15 protein-coding genes and 1 tRNA gene are annotated in these 15,774 nt (G+C 56.2%); 4 read left to right on the top strand and 12 right to left on the bottom strand.

Translation table 11 applies throughout. From position 1 onward, the window contains the following. Positions 1 to 19 precede the first annotated feature (19 nt). Positions 20 to 1,840, top strand: coding sequence for a M3 family oligoendopeptidase (locus SJY13_RS05480; protein ID WP_377188650.1), 1,821 nt, complete (start codon positions 20 to 22; stop codon positions 1,838 to 1,840). Here SJY13_RS05480 and SJY13_RS05485 read toward each other — a convergent pair whose 3' ends face one another. From SJY13_RS05485 to SJY13_RS05505, 5 genes are all read right to left on the bottom strand, one after another. Beyond that, positions 1,841 to 2,728, bottom strand: coding sequence for a DMT family transporter (locus SJY13_RS05485; protein ID WP_377188653.1), 888 nt, complete (start codon positions 2,726 to 2,728; stop codon positions 1,841 to 1,843). 13 nt (positions 2,729 to 2,741) lie between these two features. Continuing rightward, positions 2,742 to 3,011 (bottom strand): DksA/TraR family C4-type zinc finger protein, encoded by a 270-nt coding sequence (locus SJY13_RS05490; RefSeq protein WP_377188656.1) that lies wholly within the window; start codon positions 3,009 to 3,011, stop codon positions 2,742 to 2,744. A 58-nt stretch (positions 3,012 to 3,069) separates the two neighbouring features. Continuing rightward, positions 3,070 to 4,044 carry a Gfo/Idh/MocA family protein gene (locus SJY13_RS05495; protein WP_377188659.1) on the bottom strand — a complete coding sequence of 325 codons (975 nt, stop codon included), beginning with the start codon at positions 4,042 to 4,044 and terminating at the stop codon, positions 3,070 to 3,072. 214 nt (positions 4,045 to 4,258) lie between these two features. Further along, positions 4,259 to 5,155 (bottom strand): RNA polymerase sigma factor RpoH, encoded by an 897-nt coding sequence (gene rpoH, locus SJY13_RS05500; RefSeq protein ID WP_085821737.1) that lies wholly within the window; start codon positions 5,153 to 5,155, stop codon positions 4,259 to 4,261. Positions 5,156 to 5,301: 146 nt separating this feature from the next. Further along, positions 5,302 to 6,336 carry an RluA family pseudouridine synthase gene (locus tag SJY13_RS05505; protein ID WP_377188662.1) on the bottom strand — a complete coding sequence of 345 codons (1,035 nt, stop codon included), beginning with the start codon at positions 6,334 to 6,336 and terminating at the stop codon, positions 5,302 to 5,304. Between SJY13_RS05505 and SJY13_RS05510 the strand changes: the two genes are divergently transcribed. After that, a complete protein-coding gene (locus tag SJY13_RS05510) occupies positions 6,335 to 6,640 on the top strand; it encodes a DUF6476 family protein (protein ID WP_377188665.1) in 306 nt (101 codons plus the stop codon). The genes SJY13_RS05505 and SJY13_RS05510 overlap by 2 nt on opposite strands. Before the next feature lie 3 nt (positions 6,641 to 6,643). Here SJY13_RS05510 and SJY13_RS05515 read toward each other — a convergent pair whose 3' ends face one another. The 6 genes from SJY13_RS05515 to SJY13_RS05540 form a co-directional block, all read right to left on the bottom strand. Continuing rightward, positions 6,644 to 7,627, bottom strand: a complete 984-nt coding sequence (locus SJY13_RS05515) for a hypothetical protein (RefSeq protein ID WP_377188668.1) — start codon at positions 7,625 to 7,627, stop codon at positions 6,644 to 6,646. Positions 7,628 to 7,658: 31 nt separating this feature from the next. Next, positions 7,659 to 8,657: a glycosyltransferase family 2 protein gene (locus SJY13_RS05520; protein WP_377188671.1), complete on the bottom strand. Its 999-nt coding sequence runs from the start codon at positions 8,655 to 8,657 to the stop codon at positions 7,659 to 7,661. Positions 8,658 to 8,788: 131 nt separating this feature from the next. After that, positions 8,789 to 10,783, bottom strand: coding sequence for a hypothetical protein (locus SJY13_RS05525; RefSeq protein WP_377188674.1), 1,995 nt, complete (start codon positions 10,781 to 10,783; stop codon positions 8,789 to 8,791). Then, on the bottom strand, positions 10,780 to 11,721 hold the full coding sequence (locus SJY13_RS05530; RefSeq protein ID WP_377188677.1) for a hypothetical protein: 942 nt from the start codon (positions 11,719 to 11,721) through the stop codon (positions 10,780 to 10,782). The genes SJY13_RS05525 and SJY13_RS05530 overlap by 4 nt, the downstream gene beginning before the upstream one ends. Before the next feature lie 5 nt (positions 11,722 to 11,726). Then, positions 11,727 to 12,710 (bottom strand): glycosyltransferase family 2 protein, encoded by a 984-nt coding sequence (locus SJY13_RS05535; protein ID WP_377188680.1) that lies wholly within the window; start codon positions 12,708 to 12,710, stop codon positions 11,727 to 11,729. A 148-nt stretch (positions 12,711 to 12,858) separates the two neighbouring features. After that, positions 12,859 to 12,945 (bottom strand) — tRNA-Leu (locus tag SJY13_RS05540). A gap of 143 nt (positions 12,946 to 13,088) precedes the next feature. Between SJY13_RS05540 and SJY13_RS05545 the strand changes: the two genes are divergently transcribed. Together SJY13_RS05545 and lipB are read left to right on the top strand one after the other, a co-directional pair. Beyond that, a complete protein-coding gene (locus tag SJY13_RS05545; RefSeq protein ID WP_377188683.1) occupies positions 13,089 to 13,748 on the top strand; it encodes a DsbA family oxidoreductase in 660 nt (219 codons plus the stop codon). A gap of 39 nt (positions 13,749 to 13,787) precedes the next feature. Further along, positions 13,788 to 14,444 carry a lipoyl(octanoyl) transferase LipB gene (lipB, locus tag SJY13_RS05550; RefSeq protein ID WP_377188686.1) on the top strand — a complete coding sequence of 219 codons (657 nt, stop codon included), beginning with the start codon at positions 13,788 to 13,790 and terminating at the stop codon, positions 14,442 to 14,444. A gap of 323 nt (positions 14,445 to 14,767) precedes the next feature. Here the strand turns inward: lipB and SJY13_RS05555 are convergent, their stop codons facing one another. After that, positions 14,768 to 15,712, bottom strand: a complete 945-nt coding sequence (locus SJY13_RS05555) for a cation diffusion facilitator family transporter (RefSeq protein WP_377188689.1) — start codon at positions 15,710 to 15,712, stop codon at positions 14,768 to 14,770. Positions 15,713 to 15,774: the final 62 nt, after the last annotated feature.

Here is a 15,774-nt window from a genome sequence, read left to right on the forward strand (position 1 = left end):
AGATATTCCGAGGTGATCCATGCGCGACCTTCCCTTTCCAGCCCGTGACGCAAATGCAATTGGCGGGGCCGAAAATCTCGGCAACCTTCCAGAGTGGGACCTGACCGATCTGTATGCATCGGAAGACGCACCCGAACTGGATCGCGATCTAAACTGGCTTGCAGGCGAATGCGCCGCATTTGCCGCCGACTACGAAGGCAAATTGGCCAATCTGGATGCCGGTGAACTGCTTACCTGCGTTGAGCGTAACGAAAAGATCAACACCATCGCGGGCCGCATCATGTCCTTCGCGGGCCTGCGTTATTACCAGATGACGACAGATGCCGAGCGCGCCAAATTTCTGTCGGACATGCAGGAAAAGGTCACGATCTTCACCACACCCTTGGTGTTCTTTACGCTTGAGATCAACCGCATCGACGATGACGTTTTGAAAGCCCATTTCAACAGCGACGCCGCGCTGGCGCGCTACGAGCCTGTATTCCGCCGCGTCCGTGCGATGAAGCCCTATCAACTGTCCGACGAGCTAGAGAAATTCCTGCATGACATGGGCGTTGTCGGCGACGCATGGGAACGCCTGTTCGATGAAACCATCGCTGGCCTGACCTTTACCGTTGATGGCGAAGAGCTGAATTTTGAAGCCACCGCCAATCTGCTAACCGAACAGGACCGCTCGGTCCGTGAGGCCGCGGCGCGCGAGATGGCGGCGGTCTTTTCCGACAACATCAAGATCTTTGCCCGCGTTCACAACACGCAGGCCAAGGAAAAGGAAATTGAAGACCGCTGGCGCAACGTGCCAACACCGCAAACCGGTCGCCACCTGTCCAACGATGTCGAGCCCGAAGTTGTTGAAGCCCTGCGCGACGCCGTCGTCGCCGCCTACCCCAAGCTGAGCCACCGATATTATGAGCTAAAGCGCAAATGGCTTGGGTTGGACGTCATGCAGGTTTGGGACCGCAACGCGCCATTGCCGATGGAAGACACTCGTGTCGTCGGTTGGGATGAGGCCGAAAAGATGGTGATGGATGCCTATAACGCATTCGACCCCCGTATGGGCGACATCGCGTCGCCGTTCTTTACCAAAGGCTGGATCGACGCGGCGGTAAAACCGGGCAAGGCCCCCGGCGCATTTGCACACCCCACTGTTACCGAAGTGCACCCCTATGTGATGCTGAACTACCTTGGCAAGCCGCGCGACGTAATGACCCTTGCGCACGAGCTGGGCCACGGCGTGCACCAGGTGCTGGCCGCCGATCAGGGCGAGATGTTGTCTTCGACACCTCTGACGCTGGCCGAAACTGCATCCGTGTTCGGCGAAATGTTGACCTTCCGCAAAATGCTGGATCAGGCTGAAACGCCTGAGCAGCGCAAGGTTCTGCTGGCAGGCAAAGTCGAGGACATGATCAACACGGTCGTGCGCCAGATCGCCTTCTATGACTTTGAATGCAAGCTTCACGCCGCCCGCCGCGAGGGCGAGCTGACCCCCGATGACATCAACGCCCTGTGGATGAGCGTCCAGGCCGAAAGCCTTGGGCCCGCGTTTGAATACATGGACGGGTATGAGACATTCTGGTCCTACATCCCACATTTCGTCCACTCGCCCTTCTATGTTTATGCCTACGCCTTTGGCGACGGATTGGTGAACGCGCTTTACTCGGTTTACGAAAGCGGTTCGGACGGGTTCGAGGACAAGTATTTCGAGATGCTGCGCGCGGGCGGATCAAAGCACCACAAAGAGCTGTTGGCCCCATTCGGGCTGGATGCAAGCGATCCGAAATTCTGGGACAAGGGCCTGTCGATGATCTCGGGCTTCATCGACGAGTTGGAAGCGATGGAAGACTGATCACATCTGGCTTTTGGTCGTCAGGAAAATGGCGGCCACGATCAGCACGGCCCCAAGGGCCGCAACCGGTGTGATTGCGGCCCCCAGAAACAGGGCTGAGTTGATAAAGGTGAACACCACGGATGCGGCGAACATCAAGGTCGCCGTCAGCGTCGAGACCCGCGCGGCGGCCTCGTACCACAGGTAATAGGCCAAGGCGGTCGGTAGCACCCCTAGCAGGATCAGGAACACCACATCGTTGACTGTCGGAACCTGCAGCGTAAAAGCGGCCAGTGGAACCAAAAGCAAGCCCGAGCACAGGAATATCCCGAATAGGAAACTCAATCGCTCGGCGGTTGATTCCGAGCTGCGCATCGCCCGGCTGCTGGAAATCAGGAACACCGCCCAACTCAGGCCGGCACCGATTTCAAGCAAATCTCCGAACAAAGGCTCTCCGCGCCCCTGAAAGTCGCGGAAGACAGTCAGAAAGACACCCAGGATTGCCAAAGTGGTGGCCAGAACGTCGGTGCGCGTAACTGGCGTATCAGCAAAGAAATACAGGAAGACCAGAACAAAGAACGGAGCTGTATTCTCAAGCACCATCGCATTCGCGGCACCTGTGTGTTCAAGCCCGATATGGAACAGGATGTAATTGACGACCGTGGACAAAACGGCCAGTCGAAAGTTCCAGTCGCTCAATCGGATTGACACCGAAACCCGCATCACCCGCAACATGCAGTAAATGGCCAGTGCCGCGATAAACAAGCGGGTCACTGCGATCTGAAGCCCACCCAAGTCGCTGGTCAGATAGCGGACAATGACACTGTGCGTGCCCCAGAGAAACGCAGCAACGAACCCAAGAACCAGCCCGTTTTGTAACAGCGGCCGTTTCGACTGAGTTGCCGCCATCCTCCTGACCTGGTTACTTCAGCTGACTGTCTTTGGACCCGCGCCGGTTAAAGCCCGCACGGGATTTAAAAGCTCCGTCGCGTTCCTGCTGGCATTCAAGGCACAATTTGACGCCAGGCAGCGCCATGCGTCGCTTTTCCGGAATTGGTTCCTCGCATTCAGCGCAATGGGTCAGGCTTTCGCCCACCGGGCGCTTTTTCGACTGCATCCGGGCGAGCTCATCCGAAATGGATGCCTCGATCTGTTCACTTACCGCGCCATCTCGCGCCCAACCGCCTGCCATCGGTCTCCTCCTGATCAGGTGCCCGTCAGGTTAGCCGAGCCGGGCGCGGCGTGGCAAGTCAGAGCGCAACAGCCTTGTCAAAAACCAGGTCGATCATCTCTTGCGTCCCGCGCGAAAACTCTAGCGGGCACAGATATTCGTCCCCTTCGCGGACCGACCGGCAAAACGCCTCGACCTGCAGCTTATAATGGTCGTCACCGGGAAATCGCGTGACCTGAACCTCAAGACCCGGACGGTGCAGTTCGACCCGCGCTTCGCCAAAAACCCGCGCGTTGAACGGCGCGGTCAGACGGATGACACCCCCTTCCCCGTGAAACACCATCTCTTGGTGCGGATGCATGCGGATCGAGACATAGCTGGAACACGTAAAATCCGGAAACCGAGCCCGAATTTCGCTGAACGCATCAATTCCGTCCTCCCACCGAATGGCGGATTCGACAGAAACCGGCTCTTGCCCGGTTGCAAAGCGCACACCGCCAATCACATAGACGCCGATATCCCGCAGACCGCCGCCGCCGGTTTCTGCCTTGTTACGAATGTTTGTAACATCCGTCCGGTTGTCGAAACTGAACGCCCCTGTGACATGCACCAGTTTCCCGATGATCCCGTCAGCGATCAGCTTGCGGACAAACTGCCACTGCGGATGGTGCACGATCATATACGCCTCAGCCGCCAGCAACCCGGTCGCATCGCGCTTTTGGATCAAAGATTCGAACTCAGTCGCGGCCATGGTCATCGGCTTTTCGCACAACACGTGCTTGCCGGCGTCCAACGCCTTTAGACTCCATTCCACATGCAGGTGATTGGGTAGCGGGATATAGACGGCCTCAATCGCGGGATCCGCCAGCAGCGCTTCGTAACTGTCATAGATGGTCAAATCCGGACAAAATGCCTGAAACGGTTTAGCCTTGCCCACGTTTGAAGTGGCCAACCCGGCCAGCCGTGCTCCATCTGCGGCGTGGATTGCCGGAGCCATGAATTGGCGCGCAAACTTTGCAGCCCCAAGAACACCCCATTCTACTGGTTTATGCATCATCTCCTCCGCCATTGGTTCCCGTATGCCGAAACCCGCAAGTTACCGCTAACATTTCAGCGTCATGACATCTGTATCAATCAACCGCTGCGAAGTCAGGCTTTTCTCTGACCTTGGCCAACGAAAAACCGGCATCAGAACCGAGGAGTCGTCCGATTTTGTTACAAAAAAGCCCGCCAGATTTGGCGGGCCTATTCGTTTCGACTGAATATCCTCAGACCGTGCTGAGCATACCCTTTTCACGCGCAAGCTCGCGCATCTTTTTTTGCAGTTTCTCAAAAGCGCGCACTTCGATCTGACGAATGCGCTCGCGGCTAACATTGTACTGGGTACTCAGCTCTTCCAGAGTGACAGCCTGATCCATCAAGCGGCGCTGGGTCAGGATATCCTTTTCCCGGTCGTTCAGAACGTCCAGCGCCGCCGCCAGCAATTCACGCCGCGCATCAAGTTCGTCGCGCGCCTCATAATCGCCAGCCTGGTCGGCATCTTCATCCTCAAGCCAATCCTGCCACTGCATGGTCCCTTCGCCTTCGGATCCGACCGTCGCATTCAGCGAGGCATCGCCACCGGACATCCGGCGATTCATGCTGATCACCTCAGTTTCAGTCACTCCAAGGTCATTTGCGATCCGTGCCACGTTTTCAGGGCGCAAATCCCCCTCTTCCAACGCGCCGATGCGGGCTTTGGCCTTGCGCAAGTTGAAAAACAGCTTTTTCTGCGCCGACGTGGTACCCAATTTGACCATCGACCACGATCTCAGAACGTATTCCTGGATCGATGCGCGAATCCACCACATCGCGTAGGTCGCCAGCCGAAAGCCCTTTTCGGGGTCGAACTTCTTGACCGCCTGCATAAGGCCGACATTGGCTTCGGAAATCACTTCGGCCTGTGGCAGGCCATAGCCGCGATATCCCATGGCGATCTTGGCCGCCAACCGCAGATGCGATGTGACCATTTTATGAGCAGATTTAGTATCTTGCTCTTCCACCCAACGTTTGGCGAGCATGTACTCTTCTTCTGGCTCCAGCAGGGGAAACTTGCGAATTTCCTGCATATAGCGGTTCAGCCCGCCTTCCGGCGTCGGCGCGGGGAGATTTGCGTAATTTGCCATGTTTCATGTCCCTCCGACAAATGTTTAAGTCGTTAACATAGGATATGGGAAACCTTCCCGATCCATTCAAGAGGTACCGTTAACAGTTTGGGATTAACGATCGATAAAGGAAAGCTAAGAAATTGTTATTCACGCGTCTTTGCACATTATGACAGCGGTGTACGAAGCTGTTCAATCAGGTTTTCCATGTCCTTTGGCAAATCCGCCTCAAACCTCAGGTTTTCACCTGTCACAGGGTGTTGAAAGCCAAGAACCGCAGCGTGAAGCGCCTGTCTGGGAAACGACCGGACCGCGTCAGAAGCGTCCGTGCTGAAGGCTTTTGCGGCTAGTTTGCGCTTTCCTCCATAGACCGGATCGCCCACCAGCCCGTGGCCTGCATGGGCCATGTGAACGCGAATCTGATGGGTGCGCCCGGTCTCCAGCCAGCATTCGATCAGTGTCACGCCAGCCGGAGTGCCAAATGTCTCAACTACCCGAGAGCGGGTCACAGCGTGCCGCCCGCCATGAAACAACACAGCCTGTCTCTGTCGGTCGGTCTTGTGGCGGGCTAACTGTGTAGTCAATCGCATGATATTGCCGGGCTCAAAGCTGACGCCCTTAACCCCGCGCAGACGTGGGTCATTAGCATCGGGCACACCATAACAAATCGCCCGATAATAGCGTTCGACACTGTGGGCCTCGAACTGAGCGGCCAATCCGTGATGCGCCGCGTCAGATTTCGCAACAACCAATAATCCGCTTGTTTCCTTGTCAATACGGTGCACGATCCCCGGCCGTTTGACGCCGCCAACCCCGGACAGGTCATCGCCGCAATGGTGCAGCAGTGCGTTCACAAGCGTCCCGTTCGGCGATCCGGGCGCCGGATGCACGACCATTCCAGCCGGTTTGTTAATGACGATCAGATCCGCGTCTTCGTAGACAACCTGCAGCGGAATATCCTCGGGGCCGATATGGCTATCTTCGGCTTCGGCCACGGTTACTGTAACCTTTGCACCTTCGACCACTTTGGCCCTGGGATCGCGCAGTTCTGTGCCGTTGATCCGAACGGCTCCTTCTTCGATCAACCGGGCCAAACGTGTACGAGACAGGCTCTCCTCGGCTGGCACATCCCGCGAAAGCGCCTTATCAAGGCGTGGCGGCGGATCGGCCGCGATCTGAAACTCAATCTGACGGGTGCTCATGACTGTCCCTTCCGAACCCCAGGAACCGCAGGAAACGCCACAGCTACGCTTGCTGCGGAGAATGGTCATGCTGCTGACCGCGGTGATGATTGGCGGGGTTCTAGTGACATTCGCACTGATTGTCATCCGACTATCGGACAGAACCCCCACCCTACCCGATCAGGTCGAACTGCCGAACGGCGCAAAAGCCCAGGCTGTCACAATCGGAAGCAATTGGTATGCGGTGGTAACGGACGATGATCGCATTCTTATCTTCGACAAGACAACCGGACGCCAGCGCCAGGAAATCACGGTCGAGCCCTGATCTTTAGGTTTCCAAAGCCATGCGAAACACGATCTCGGACGCCCTGCGCAGGGCATCATACTCTTTTGCGGTGTCCCTTCGGAATGCTTGTTCCTCTTCGCTTAGCTCGACCGGAGAGAACAACTGAGGTCGATCCGAGAAGAACTCCTGCTGAAATGGCGCATCTTCCGCAGTCAAAAACGCATCCAACCAGGCCCGCTCATCCGGTTCGAGAACGTCATGCCGCCGAACCATGACCGGATCATCGACCACACGCCGCCGCAGGCGTCGGCTTTCTCGCCGACCTATTGCGCGCGAAACGACGCCAAAAGCCTCGCTGGCCGCGCGTGATTGCGACGGGTTCGAAGGGCGATCTATTGCCCCCCCTTCTGGCAACGGCACACCGACCTGCGCCATGAAATCGTCCACCACATGTCCCCGCACCATCTCAGCGCGCTCGTATAAGGTCGGGATAACCTGCACGCCAGGAAAGGACTGACGGATTTGCGCCAGCTTTGCCGAAAAACTGTAGCTTTGAGGGTTGGCTTTAATTCTGTCCAACCGATTCCGCACGAAATCTGATGGGCTGCTGTTCAACCGGCCATTCTTGGCGCGTTGCTTGTAATCCGCTTCAAAAAAGTCGGAATAGCGGCGGCAATAGAAGGTAATCCGCAATTCCCGCGACGGTATTTCCGTAAAAACCTGAGCCAACTTGGTCAGATCGCAGGAATAGAACATTTCCGATGACACAAGGCAGGTCTGATCGTGATGCGCCTCGTATTCGCGGGTCATCATTTCGCGAAACGGGTCCATTGGATGCTGATTCTGGTTGATGTGAAACGCGATGATGTTGTGGCTGATCGCAAGGCGCGTGCTGCCTTCCAGCCTGCGCCGCCCCGCCTCCATGTAGCGCAATCCGACATCTGCAAGTTGATCTGCATTGCTGCGCACATACCCCTGCAGCGCAGTGGTGCCCGTCTTGGGCATCCCCATATGCAGCCAAAGCATCAGATACCTCCTGCGTCAGAGCTGGACCCGCTCATTCCTGGTGCTGAGCGACAAAGCCGGATGTCATCTGCTGCATGAGATCCTGCATTTCGGGCTGTTCACGCAGCGCCGCGATATGCTCGCGGTGCAGGTCACAAGACACATGGTGCAGACGCGCCGTTTCCGGGTCTGACATCAATTCGTAGAAATGTTCGCGCTTGCGGTCCAGAATAACATCAATTGAGCTGTCCTGTTCAGCGTTCTGGTTCATCATGTTCCAGTATTCCATCCCGAGGCTTTCCCCAAGATGATGGGCCCGCCCACGCATTTTCTTGACCAGATAACTCTCGCACGATTTCAGCGCGTAATGATTGACCTGCACCAGATCATATCCGATGGAATCCCGCGCCGACCGCCAACTGCTGGTGTAATAGCGTTCCGGCATCTTTTGCGCCGACCCGTTGTACCAATGGCATTCCTCCATCGTCTCGACAGTGGGCCGTTTGGGTCGGTGAACGCCCAGCGCATCCCACAGCTGACGTTGGAACATCGTCTTGAATCCCCAAGCCTGCGGAGGGCGGGGTTTCTGTTCCTGCGCCGCACGTTGAAACTGATCCGACAGGAACCGGTCCTCATACCGGATGACACCTGCATTTCCGAACAGCCTCCACGTCATCGAGATCGTTTTTGCGTCCGGAATAGCCTCGGTCAGAGCCCGCAGGGTGTGGTCGCCGGTTTTCACATTGATATGCTCGTCGGCGTCAATCACGATGACCCAGTCCTGTGGCCGCGCAACCTCCATCCGGAGGAACTTTTTGTAGGCGCGCTTTTGCGGGCTGGTCTGGCGGCGCGAGTTGTTGTCGACATGGGTCACGATCCCCCTGTCGTGCAGCCTCTGCAGCAAGACATCCGTGCCGTCGGTACAGTCGTTAGTCATCACGACAATATCGTCGACGCCGATCGCTAGGTTATGCGCCACCCACTCCAGAACAAAGGGGCCTTCGTTCTTCATCGGGGTAACACTGATGTATCGGGGGTCCTGTTCAGACACTTTCTAGCCTTCTTTACTGCCGCTCATTCAATCTGCGTCCGAGTTTCCACAGCTTTCGCTCGGACCATAGCCTAGGCCTTGTGAAGTCTGTGACCAAGGGCAATCCCACAACCTTTTGACTGAATGTGCCATTATGATCGAGCCCGCGCCAACTGGTTTGCAAATCGTTTGTACGGTGGAAACAGATCATGCGCTTTCTGCAAAAAACCGGCAGCTTTATTTTTGTTTCCGCGTCGCAAATGGATGTGACCGGCCATACCCTGAATTGCTGCGGTGTTGTCGTCTATTTCAGCAGCTTGGATGATTTGGTTTTGCCCTTGGTCGACGGCTCCGATCCGCTCCAGAAACTGCCCCATGGCAAAGATCAAAAACGGGTTGCCAGGGTCACATGCAAGGGCATCGGCCATCGAAATCCGCGCACGTGGCAAATCCCCATCAGCCTCAAAAAGGCTTGCCAGTCTTTTGTGGTAAAGCGGGTTTTCCGGCCAGTCCGCTGCAATATGGCTAAGGATGTCGATGGCCTTCGAAAGATCAGATACACCAAGATGCCAATCTAACAAGGCGACCAAACCTTCAACAGAGGGATCATCACAAGGGGTGTTTTTCATGGCCCCCAGCCCTTCGTGCAGGCGCTCCAGCCTTGATCGGTCATCCAGCAATCTACGCGCCTTTTGATCCAAAGCCAGATCCGGCCAATCCAATAGAATAAAATCAAAGTTACAGGGCTGTCTGACAAGCACCTTGTGCGTCACCAGATACAGGCTATTGAACGGCGGAAAACGGCGGCGGCGCATCTCTTTTTGCAAGCGAAAGTCCGTGGGAGGAAAAACACGCGCAGGCAGTTGATCCCTGTAGACCATGCGAGAGCCAATTACCACAACATCCGGGCGCAACGGCTTGGCCCAGAACGCGCGCGCAAAGTGGCGACCTGCGGGCCAACGCTTTTGTTGTGCACCCAGCGCCGCAGCTTGCAGCGCAAGTAACACTGCGTAGTCGTCCGGCCAAAGATTCTTGTTTTTCAACCCCGCTTTGGCCAGACCCTCGCTTTCTTTCCAGTGCGAAAGATAAAAACAATTCATCGCCTGAAGAAGCGGCATAAACGCATTGTCCGCCTTGTTACTCAGGATGGGTTGGGCAAGCTCGTATGCTTTTTCGATTTGATCCTGCGCACAAAGGTACTGAGCTGCCTTCGCATAAACATGGGCGGCCTCGGACACATTTAGAAACGCGTCTGGCCCCTTGGCCACACGGTCAATCACACGCTGGTTTGCCGCCGAAACTTCTTGTTCCGTCAGCACGTCCTTGAATACTAGCCTCTGCCGACCAGAAACCCGCGCTGCTGCCATCGAAAACGCAGAAATAAACGGTGCGATCACCTGTTCGGCCCGTGACATTGTATATAGTTCAAGAAAATCCCGCTGCGCGCGGGTCATGCCGGAAACGTCGGCAATATCGGCCATTCCCAACAAGTTGGGGAACCGCGACTGAAAGCGCGCGATCAGTTCGGGCTGATCCGAAAACATAATGGCCGTTTGCCCGGCGGTTTTTTCAAGATGTGCCTCATACAGCTCTTCCGGCTCGATCTTGGCAGGCCATGTCGTGTGCTTCCAGGGCAACCCGTTCAGGATATCGCCCCGCCGAATGTGATAGGCCGACACCCCCTGCCCCGACAGTTTGGCATCCGCTCGGTCCATGATGGCGCGGATTTCCTCTGTAAAGCCAATTCGGTAGATAAACTCGCGATACCTTGGGCGGATCGTTTCGATATCCTCCCATGGAAAGGCAAACACCTCGAATCCCTCTTCAACCAGAACAGACCGGCCAGAGTTCAGATGTGTGATCAGACGGTCCGGAGACTTGTCGTTCTGAAACTTCCAGATCGGCAGGGCCTGTTTTGACAGCGCATCGAAATCCTTGGTGCTGAGGAAATAGGCGTCCATCCAGTCTTTCGTGAACAGATCCTGCGGTTGGTCCAGTTCCGGCGCGTCGGCTCCTTGCGGGAACCAGTTCACCCGGTAATCGGTATCAAAATCCTCGGCCAGGCGGATGCAGGTCAGCATCATCAGCAATCGTGCGCCCATGCGATCCTTGCGCTGGCCGATGAACACACCTTTGGGTGAGGTCATGAGGACCCCTCGGCCTCGGCCATTGCAGCGCGTCGCAGAACCCGGAACCGTCGGCGCGCCTGCTGTACCAGTTTTGGATGGCGGTCTTCCGCAAAACCTTCGATCCCGCGCATGACCATCGGCAATTGACGGCGGGCCCGCATCATTTCGTAATACTCTGTAGGTTCCAGCGTCCCATCCATCGCCTTCAGCATGACCGGCTTTAGAATATCCAGTTTACGCAGCATCGGTGCTGCAAAGTGGTTCGCAAACCATGTCTTGAGCAGCAGCACATTCTCTCCGCTCAGCCGCTGAACCTGTTGGCGATCAAGGTCAAAGAATGGATCATAGAACACGTAGGCTTTGCCCGCTGTCCGTACCGTCTGGGCCGCATCCCCCAAAGGCAGATCCCAATCCTGAACCTGACCAAAGCGATATCGGGTCTCCCACGGCACCAGACGCGCATCCAGCGTGGTTTGCGGATTGAAGGCAATCACATGCGAACCGGGAACCAGGCCGGAAAAGGTCAGCGCCCCAAAGCCGCCCATTGAGGCACCGGCGAACACCACACGGTCATATTTGTCAAAGAAGCCTTCGGCGGCGCGATCCTGGAAATACGAAATGATCTCGGGGTCGCGATACCACGCCTTGGTCCTCGCAAAGACCCCCATATGCGACCAGCCTGCATCCCGGAAAAACTTCCACCCCCAGGGTTCGCGCGCAAAGGACAGGTCATTAGCGTTGGCGATATTGTCGAAGCTGACAACCAGTTGCGACGCCGAGCGCTGATGGAACAGCACCGAATGACGTTCAAGCTTTTGCAGGTATCCGGCACCGTCGCCGCCGGGGTAAAGCTCGACAAACCACGGCGGTGCGGGGTCGGTCAAAATCCGTTCATACCCTGTCTTGCGATCGGGGTGTTCGGGTTTCAACTGCTCTTTTGAAAGGTCGTCTGCCATGGTTTTCAAACAAGATTGTCCACCAGCCACACCCGAAAGTCCACCCAGTCCGGGCGCATCTTGATCTCGGCGATCTTGGCACGGTGCCAGTCGCAAGCCTGGGTGTGGAGCGGCCCTAGAACCTCATCCGCTTTCAACTCATCCAACAGCGGGGCCGCTCGCCGGGCAGTGGGCAGGATGGTTTGATCAGTTTCTTTGTTGGCATTCATGTCCTGCCAGTATGACTGCCCCTGATCCACCTTGATGTGATTTGTCCGCCCCCGGTCACGTTTGATAAGAAAGCCATCCAGCGACCGCACCGAGTAGTGATGCAAACGACCAAGCGAATGATCAAACCCGCGCCAGGCCCGCCAGCCGACCTTTTCGCTTGGAAACAGCTTGCCGCCGGCATCCGACCAGGCAATCTCGGCCTCTTTCCCCTCTTCCACGCCTTTGGGGCGATGGGGGCCAAATCGGGTGAACTTGCCATTGTTGCGAAACAGTGTCTTCAGACCCGAGGCCCGGCTGGAATGATAGGGGAATTCCTGATCCCCCATCGAAAACACTTCGGTCACTGGCCTGTCTTCAAAGCTGAGGTTGCCCGAACTGCCAAACAGTTTCCACGCAAACGAGATTGCGTCAACCGGCTGTCCGGCGCGATGTTCGACCTCGGCAATCAACGCGTCAAAGCTGTTATCCCCGTGACGGATGTTCCAAAACTCGTCCACATCCAGACAAAGCAGCCAATCGGCCGCTTTGACCTTTGGTTGCCGCCGCGCGCGTCGCAGCATCTGATGCTGTGGATTGCCGCCCTCTTTCACCTCGTTTGGCACATGGGTGGCGATCCCCAGTTCTTGCAGCCTGCGCGCGATATCATCCGTGCCGTCTTCACAGTCGTTAGTGAAAATCACAAAGTGATCAATCCCTAGCGCCTTATGGAACGCGACCCATTCCAGCATATAGGGGCCTTCGTTCTTCATCGTCGTGAATACGGTAATGGCCTGAGACATTAAGACCTTCCTCAGTTGCGTTGATCATCGTCTTACACAACCCCGCGGGCACGGGCGAGACTGGAAATCGACATATCAATAATCCCCGGTAAACTGGTGCAACCCTACACTTCGAGAGAACAGCCGTTTTGCAATAATGGGAATAGTCTGGTGCGGTCGAGAAAACTCGAACTTCCACGGGTGTTACCCCACAGCGACCTCAACGCTGCGCGTCTACCAATTCCGCCACGACCGCACTGCCAGTGACTTGGTAGAGGGGCGTATAGACGCTGAAGATCGAGATGTGAAGAGGCAAAAACAACGACGGTTTGAATTCCCGTCGGGCGCTCATATCTATACAACCACTGTATTTCCCACACCCCAGTCAGGAGCCTGAACATGGCCTCATCCGATCCCCGCCCCATCGTCCAGATCGACATAGTTTCGGATGTGGTCTGCCCGTGGTGCATCGTCGGGTTCCGGCAGCTTGATCTGGCCCTTCAGCAACAGAATGTGCTGGCTAAACTGCGGTGGCACCCGTTCGAGCTAAACCCAACTATGTCGCCGGAAGGTCAGAACCTGCGCGAACATATTGCTGAGAAATACGGCTCGACTCCTGCTCAAAGCCAACAGGCACGCGATCACCTGACGCAGCTGGGGGACGAGCTGGGCTTTAGATTCAATTTTGACGACGACAGCCGGATTGTGAACACGTTTGCAGCGCATCAACTGTTGGACTGGGCTGAAGCTCAAGGCCGCCAGCATCCGTTGAAGCTGGCTCTGTTCGAGGCCTATTTTACCAATCAACGGGATGTCTCGAAGACCGCTGTTCTTCTGGACGCAGTCCAGGCAGCCGGGTTGGATCGCGATGCTGCGCGGGCCGCGCTTGAGTCAGGTGCGCATGTCGCACCGACCCGTGACAAGCAGCAGTTCTGGACCAGCCGCGGCATCTCGGGCGTGCCATCCATGGTCTTTGGTGGTAAGTATCTGCTAACCGGCGCGCAAGGAACGGACACTTATGAGCAGGCCCTGCAACGGTGTTTGACCGAGGCCGCGTAACCCCTTCCCCTGCCCGTGCACCCGCGATATGGAATCGCCATGGAATGGAAGATCACTGACGGGCTTACCGAATACAACGACGCCATCGCCTTTATGGAGGCGCGCGTGGCCGCTATTGCCAATGGCGAAGCTGAGGAATGCGTCTGGCTGTTGGAACATCCGCCGCTTTACACGGCCGGCACTTCTGCCCGAATCGAAGATCTGACAGACCCGGATCGTTTTCCTGTCTACGAGGCAAAGCGCGGCGGGGAATACACGTATCACGGCCCCGGTCAGCGGGTGGCTTATGTCATGCTGGATCTCAACAAGCGTGGCAGGGATGTTCGGGGCTTTGTAAAAAAGCTTGAAGAATGGGTAATTGCCGCACTGGCGGAATTCAATGTTGATGGTGAGATTAGGGATGGCCGGGTTGGCGTCTGGGTCCGTCGGGATGACAAACCACTGACGGTGACCGGCAAACCCGCCGAGGACAAGATCGCCGCCATTGGCCTGCGACTGCGCAAATGGGTCAGCTTTCACGGTATCTCGATCAATGTCGAACCCGAGCTGGACCATTTTTCCGGCATCGTGCCCTGTGGCATCACCGAATACGGAGTCACTTCGTTGGTCGATCTGGGCCTGCCCGTGACGATGGCTGATATCGACGCCGCGCTTCATAAGACATTTGCTGAAGTTTTCTTACCAGCCAGGGTCTGAGCGCGAACAATTTCGCGTCTACCGAATCGCCACCTGACCACTGTGATCGTAACAATAGCAAACCAGCCAAGACTTTGTTTCCAAGCCTAACTACAATTGCCTACTTTGCATGCAGTTTTGGTGCCTTAATCAAGGCATACTCACTCAAATACATACAAGTCGCCTGTTAACGCGTAAACTACTCTTACCGTTCTAGAGTGAGTGGTGTGTTAACCGGTGATCCCGGGCTGCCCTGGGTATCGGACAAGTGTTTGGTTACGAGTTTGCCGTTCCGACCCCAAATCGGAACGGCAATTCGTATTCTGATTATAGGCTACTCCCTTTCACGCGTCCTGCACATGATCATGCCCAAATCGGGGAGAGGCTTTGCTGATCGGATTCACAAGGTCAAGCTCCAGCGTTGTGTGCCCGATGCCAAACCTGGATTTCAGAACTTCTTTCACAGCGACACGAATGGAATCGGCCTCGGACCAGGCCTGAGCGGCAATTTCCAGATGCGCAGTCAGGGCCGGCTCGCGTTCCTGCATGCTCCACAGATGGATGTGGTGTACGCTGGCAATCCCGTCGACCTGTTCGATCGCAGTTGCCACCTCTTCCGGATTCAGTTCAGGCGGCGCACCCAACATCAAAACGCGGATCGTTTCGCCGATCTCGGATTTGACATGCCACAGGATGTAGATCGAGATCAGGATCGTGACCGCAGGGTCAACCCAGGTCCAACCGAACAGGATCACCGCGGCTCCGGCAACGATAACGGCGACTGATCCCAATGCGTCAGCCACATTGTGGATGAAGGCCGCGCGAATATTCATGCTGTCTTTTGACATCGAATAGGTCAGCGCCGCAGTGATCAGATCAACGATCAGGGCAAGCGCTGCGATCCAGACCACCATCCAGCCGTTTACGGGCTCGGGTTCGAAAAACCGCATCACGCCCTCATACAGCAGATACACCGACAGAACGATAAGCGTGGTATAGTTGACGAGCGCCGCGACCACCTCTGCCCGACCATAGCCAAAGCTCATACGCGGATCAGCAGGCCTTCGGGCGATCTTGCGCGCAAAAAACGCGATGATCAACGCAATCGCATCCGAGAAATTGTGCAGCGCATCCGCAATCAGCGCCAACGAGCCCGAGAAGATGCCACCGATGACCTGCGCCACGGTCAACAGCAGGTTGACACCAATCGCCCCTGCGACGCGCATATCGCCTGCATCCGGGTCAATATGAGTGTGGCTATGCCCTTTGTGATCGTGGTGCTGTCCCATTGTGGCCTGATTCCTTGTTTTGGTCGCACAGCTTATATAATTCCTCTAGTCACTAGAGGTTC

Origin of the sequence: Ruegeria meonggei (assembly GCF_042768335.1) — a bacterium.
Classification (GTDB): domain Bacteria; phylum Pseudomonadota; class Alphaproteobacteria; order Rhodobacterales; family Rhodobacteraceae; genus Ruegeria; species Ruegeria meonggei.

Coding starts and splice junctions, on each gene's coding strand:
- SJY13_RS05525 (WP_377188674.1), bottom strand. CDS start 10,783: ATGACCTCACCCAAAGGTGTGTTCATCGGCCAGCGCAAGGATCGCATG.
- SJY13_RS05490 (WP_377188656.1), bottom strand. CDS start 3,011: ATGGCAGGCGGTTGGGCGCGAGATGGCGCGGTAAGTGAACAGATCGAG.
- SJY13_RS05535 (WP_377188680.1), bottom strand. CDS start 12,710: ATGTCTCAGGCCATTACCGTATTCACGACGATGAAGAACGAAGGCCCC.
- SJY13_RS05530 (WP_377188677.1), bottom strand. CDS start 11,721: ATGGCAGACGACCTTTCAAAAGAGCAGTTGAAACCCGAACACCCCGAT.
- lipB (WP_377188686.1), top strand. CDS start 13,788: ATGGAATGGAAGATCACTGACGGGCTTACCGAATACAACGACGCCATC.
- SJY13_RS05510 (WP_377188665.1), top strand. CDS start 6,335: ATGACTGTCCCTTCCGAACCCCAGGAACCGCAGGAAACGCCACAGCTA.
- SJY13_RS05495 (WP_377188659.1), bottom strand. CDS start 4,044: ATGCATAAACCAGTAGAATGGGGTGTTCTTGGGGCTGCAAAGTTTGCG.
- SJY13_RS05485 (WP_377188653.1), bottom strand. CDS start 2,728: ATGGCGGCAACTCAGTCGAAACGGCCGCTGTTACAAAACGGGCTGGTT.
- SJY13_RS05480 (WP_377188650.1), top strand. CDS start 20: ATGCGCGACCTTCCCTTTCCAGCCCGTGACGCAAATGCAATTGGCGGG.
- SJY13_RS05515 (WP_377188668.1), bottom strand. CDS start 7,627: ATGCTTTGGCTGCATATGGGGATGCCCAAGACGGGCACCACTGCGCTG.
- SJY13_RS05545 (WP_377188683.1), top strand. CDS start 13,089: ATGGCCTCATCCGATCCCCGCCCCATCGTCCAGATCGACATAGTTTCG.
- rpoH (WP_085821737.1), bottom strand. CDS start 5,155: ATGGCAAATTACGCAAATCTCCCCGCGCCGACGCCGGAAGGCGGGCTG.
- SJY13_RS05505 (WP_377188662.1), bottom strand. CDS start 6,336: ATGAGCACCCGTCAGATTGAGTTTCAGATCGCGGCCGATCCGCCGCCA.
- SJY13_RS05555 (WP_377188689.1), bottom strand. CDS start 15,712: ATGGGACAGCACCACGATCACAAAGGGCATAGCCACACTCATATTGAC.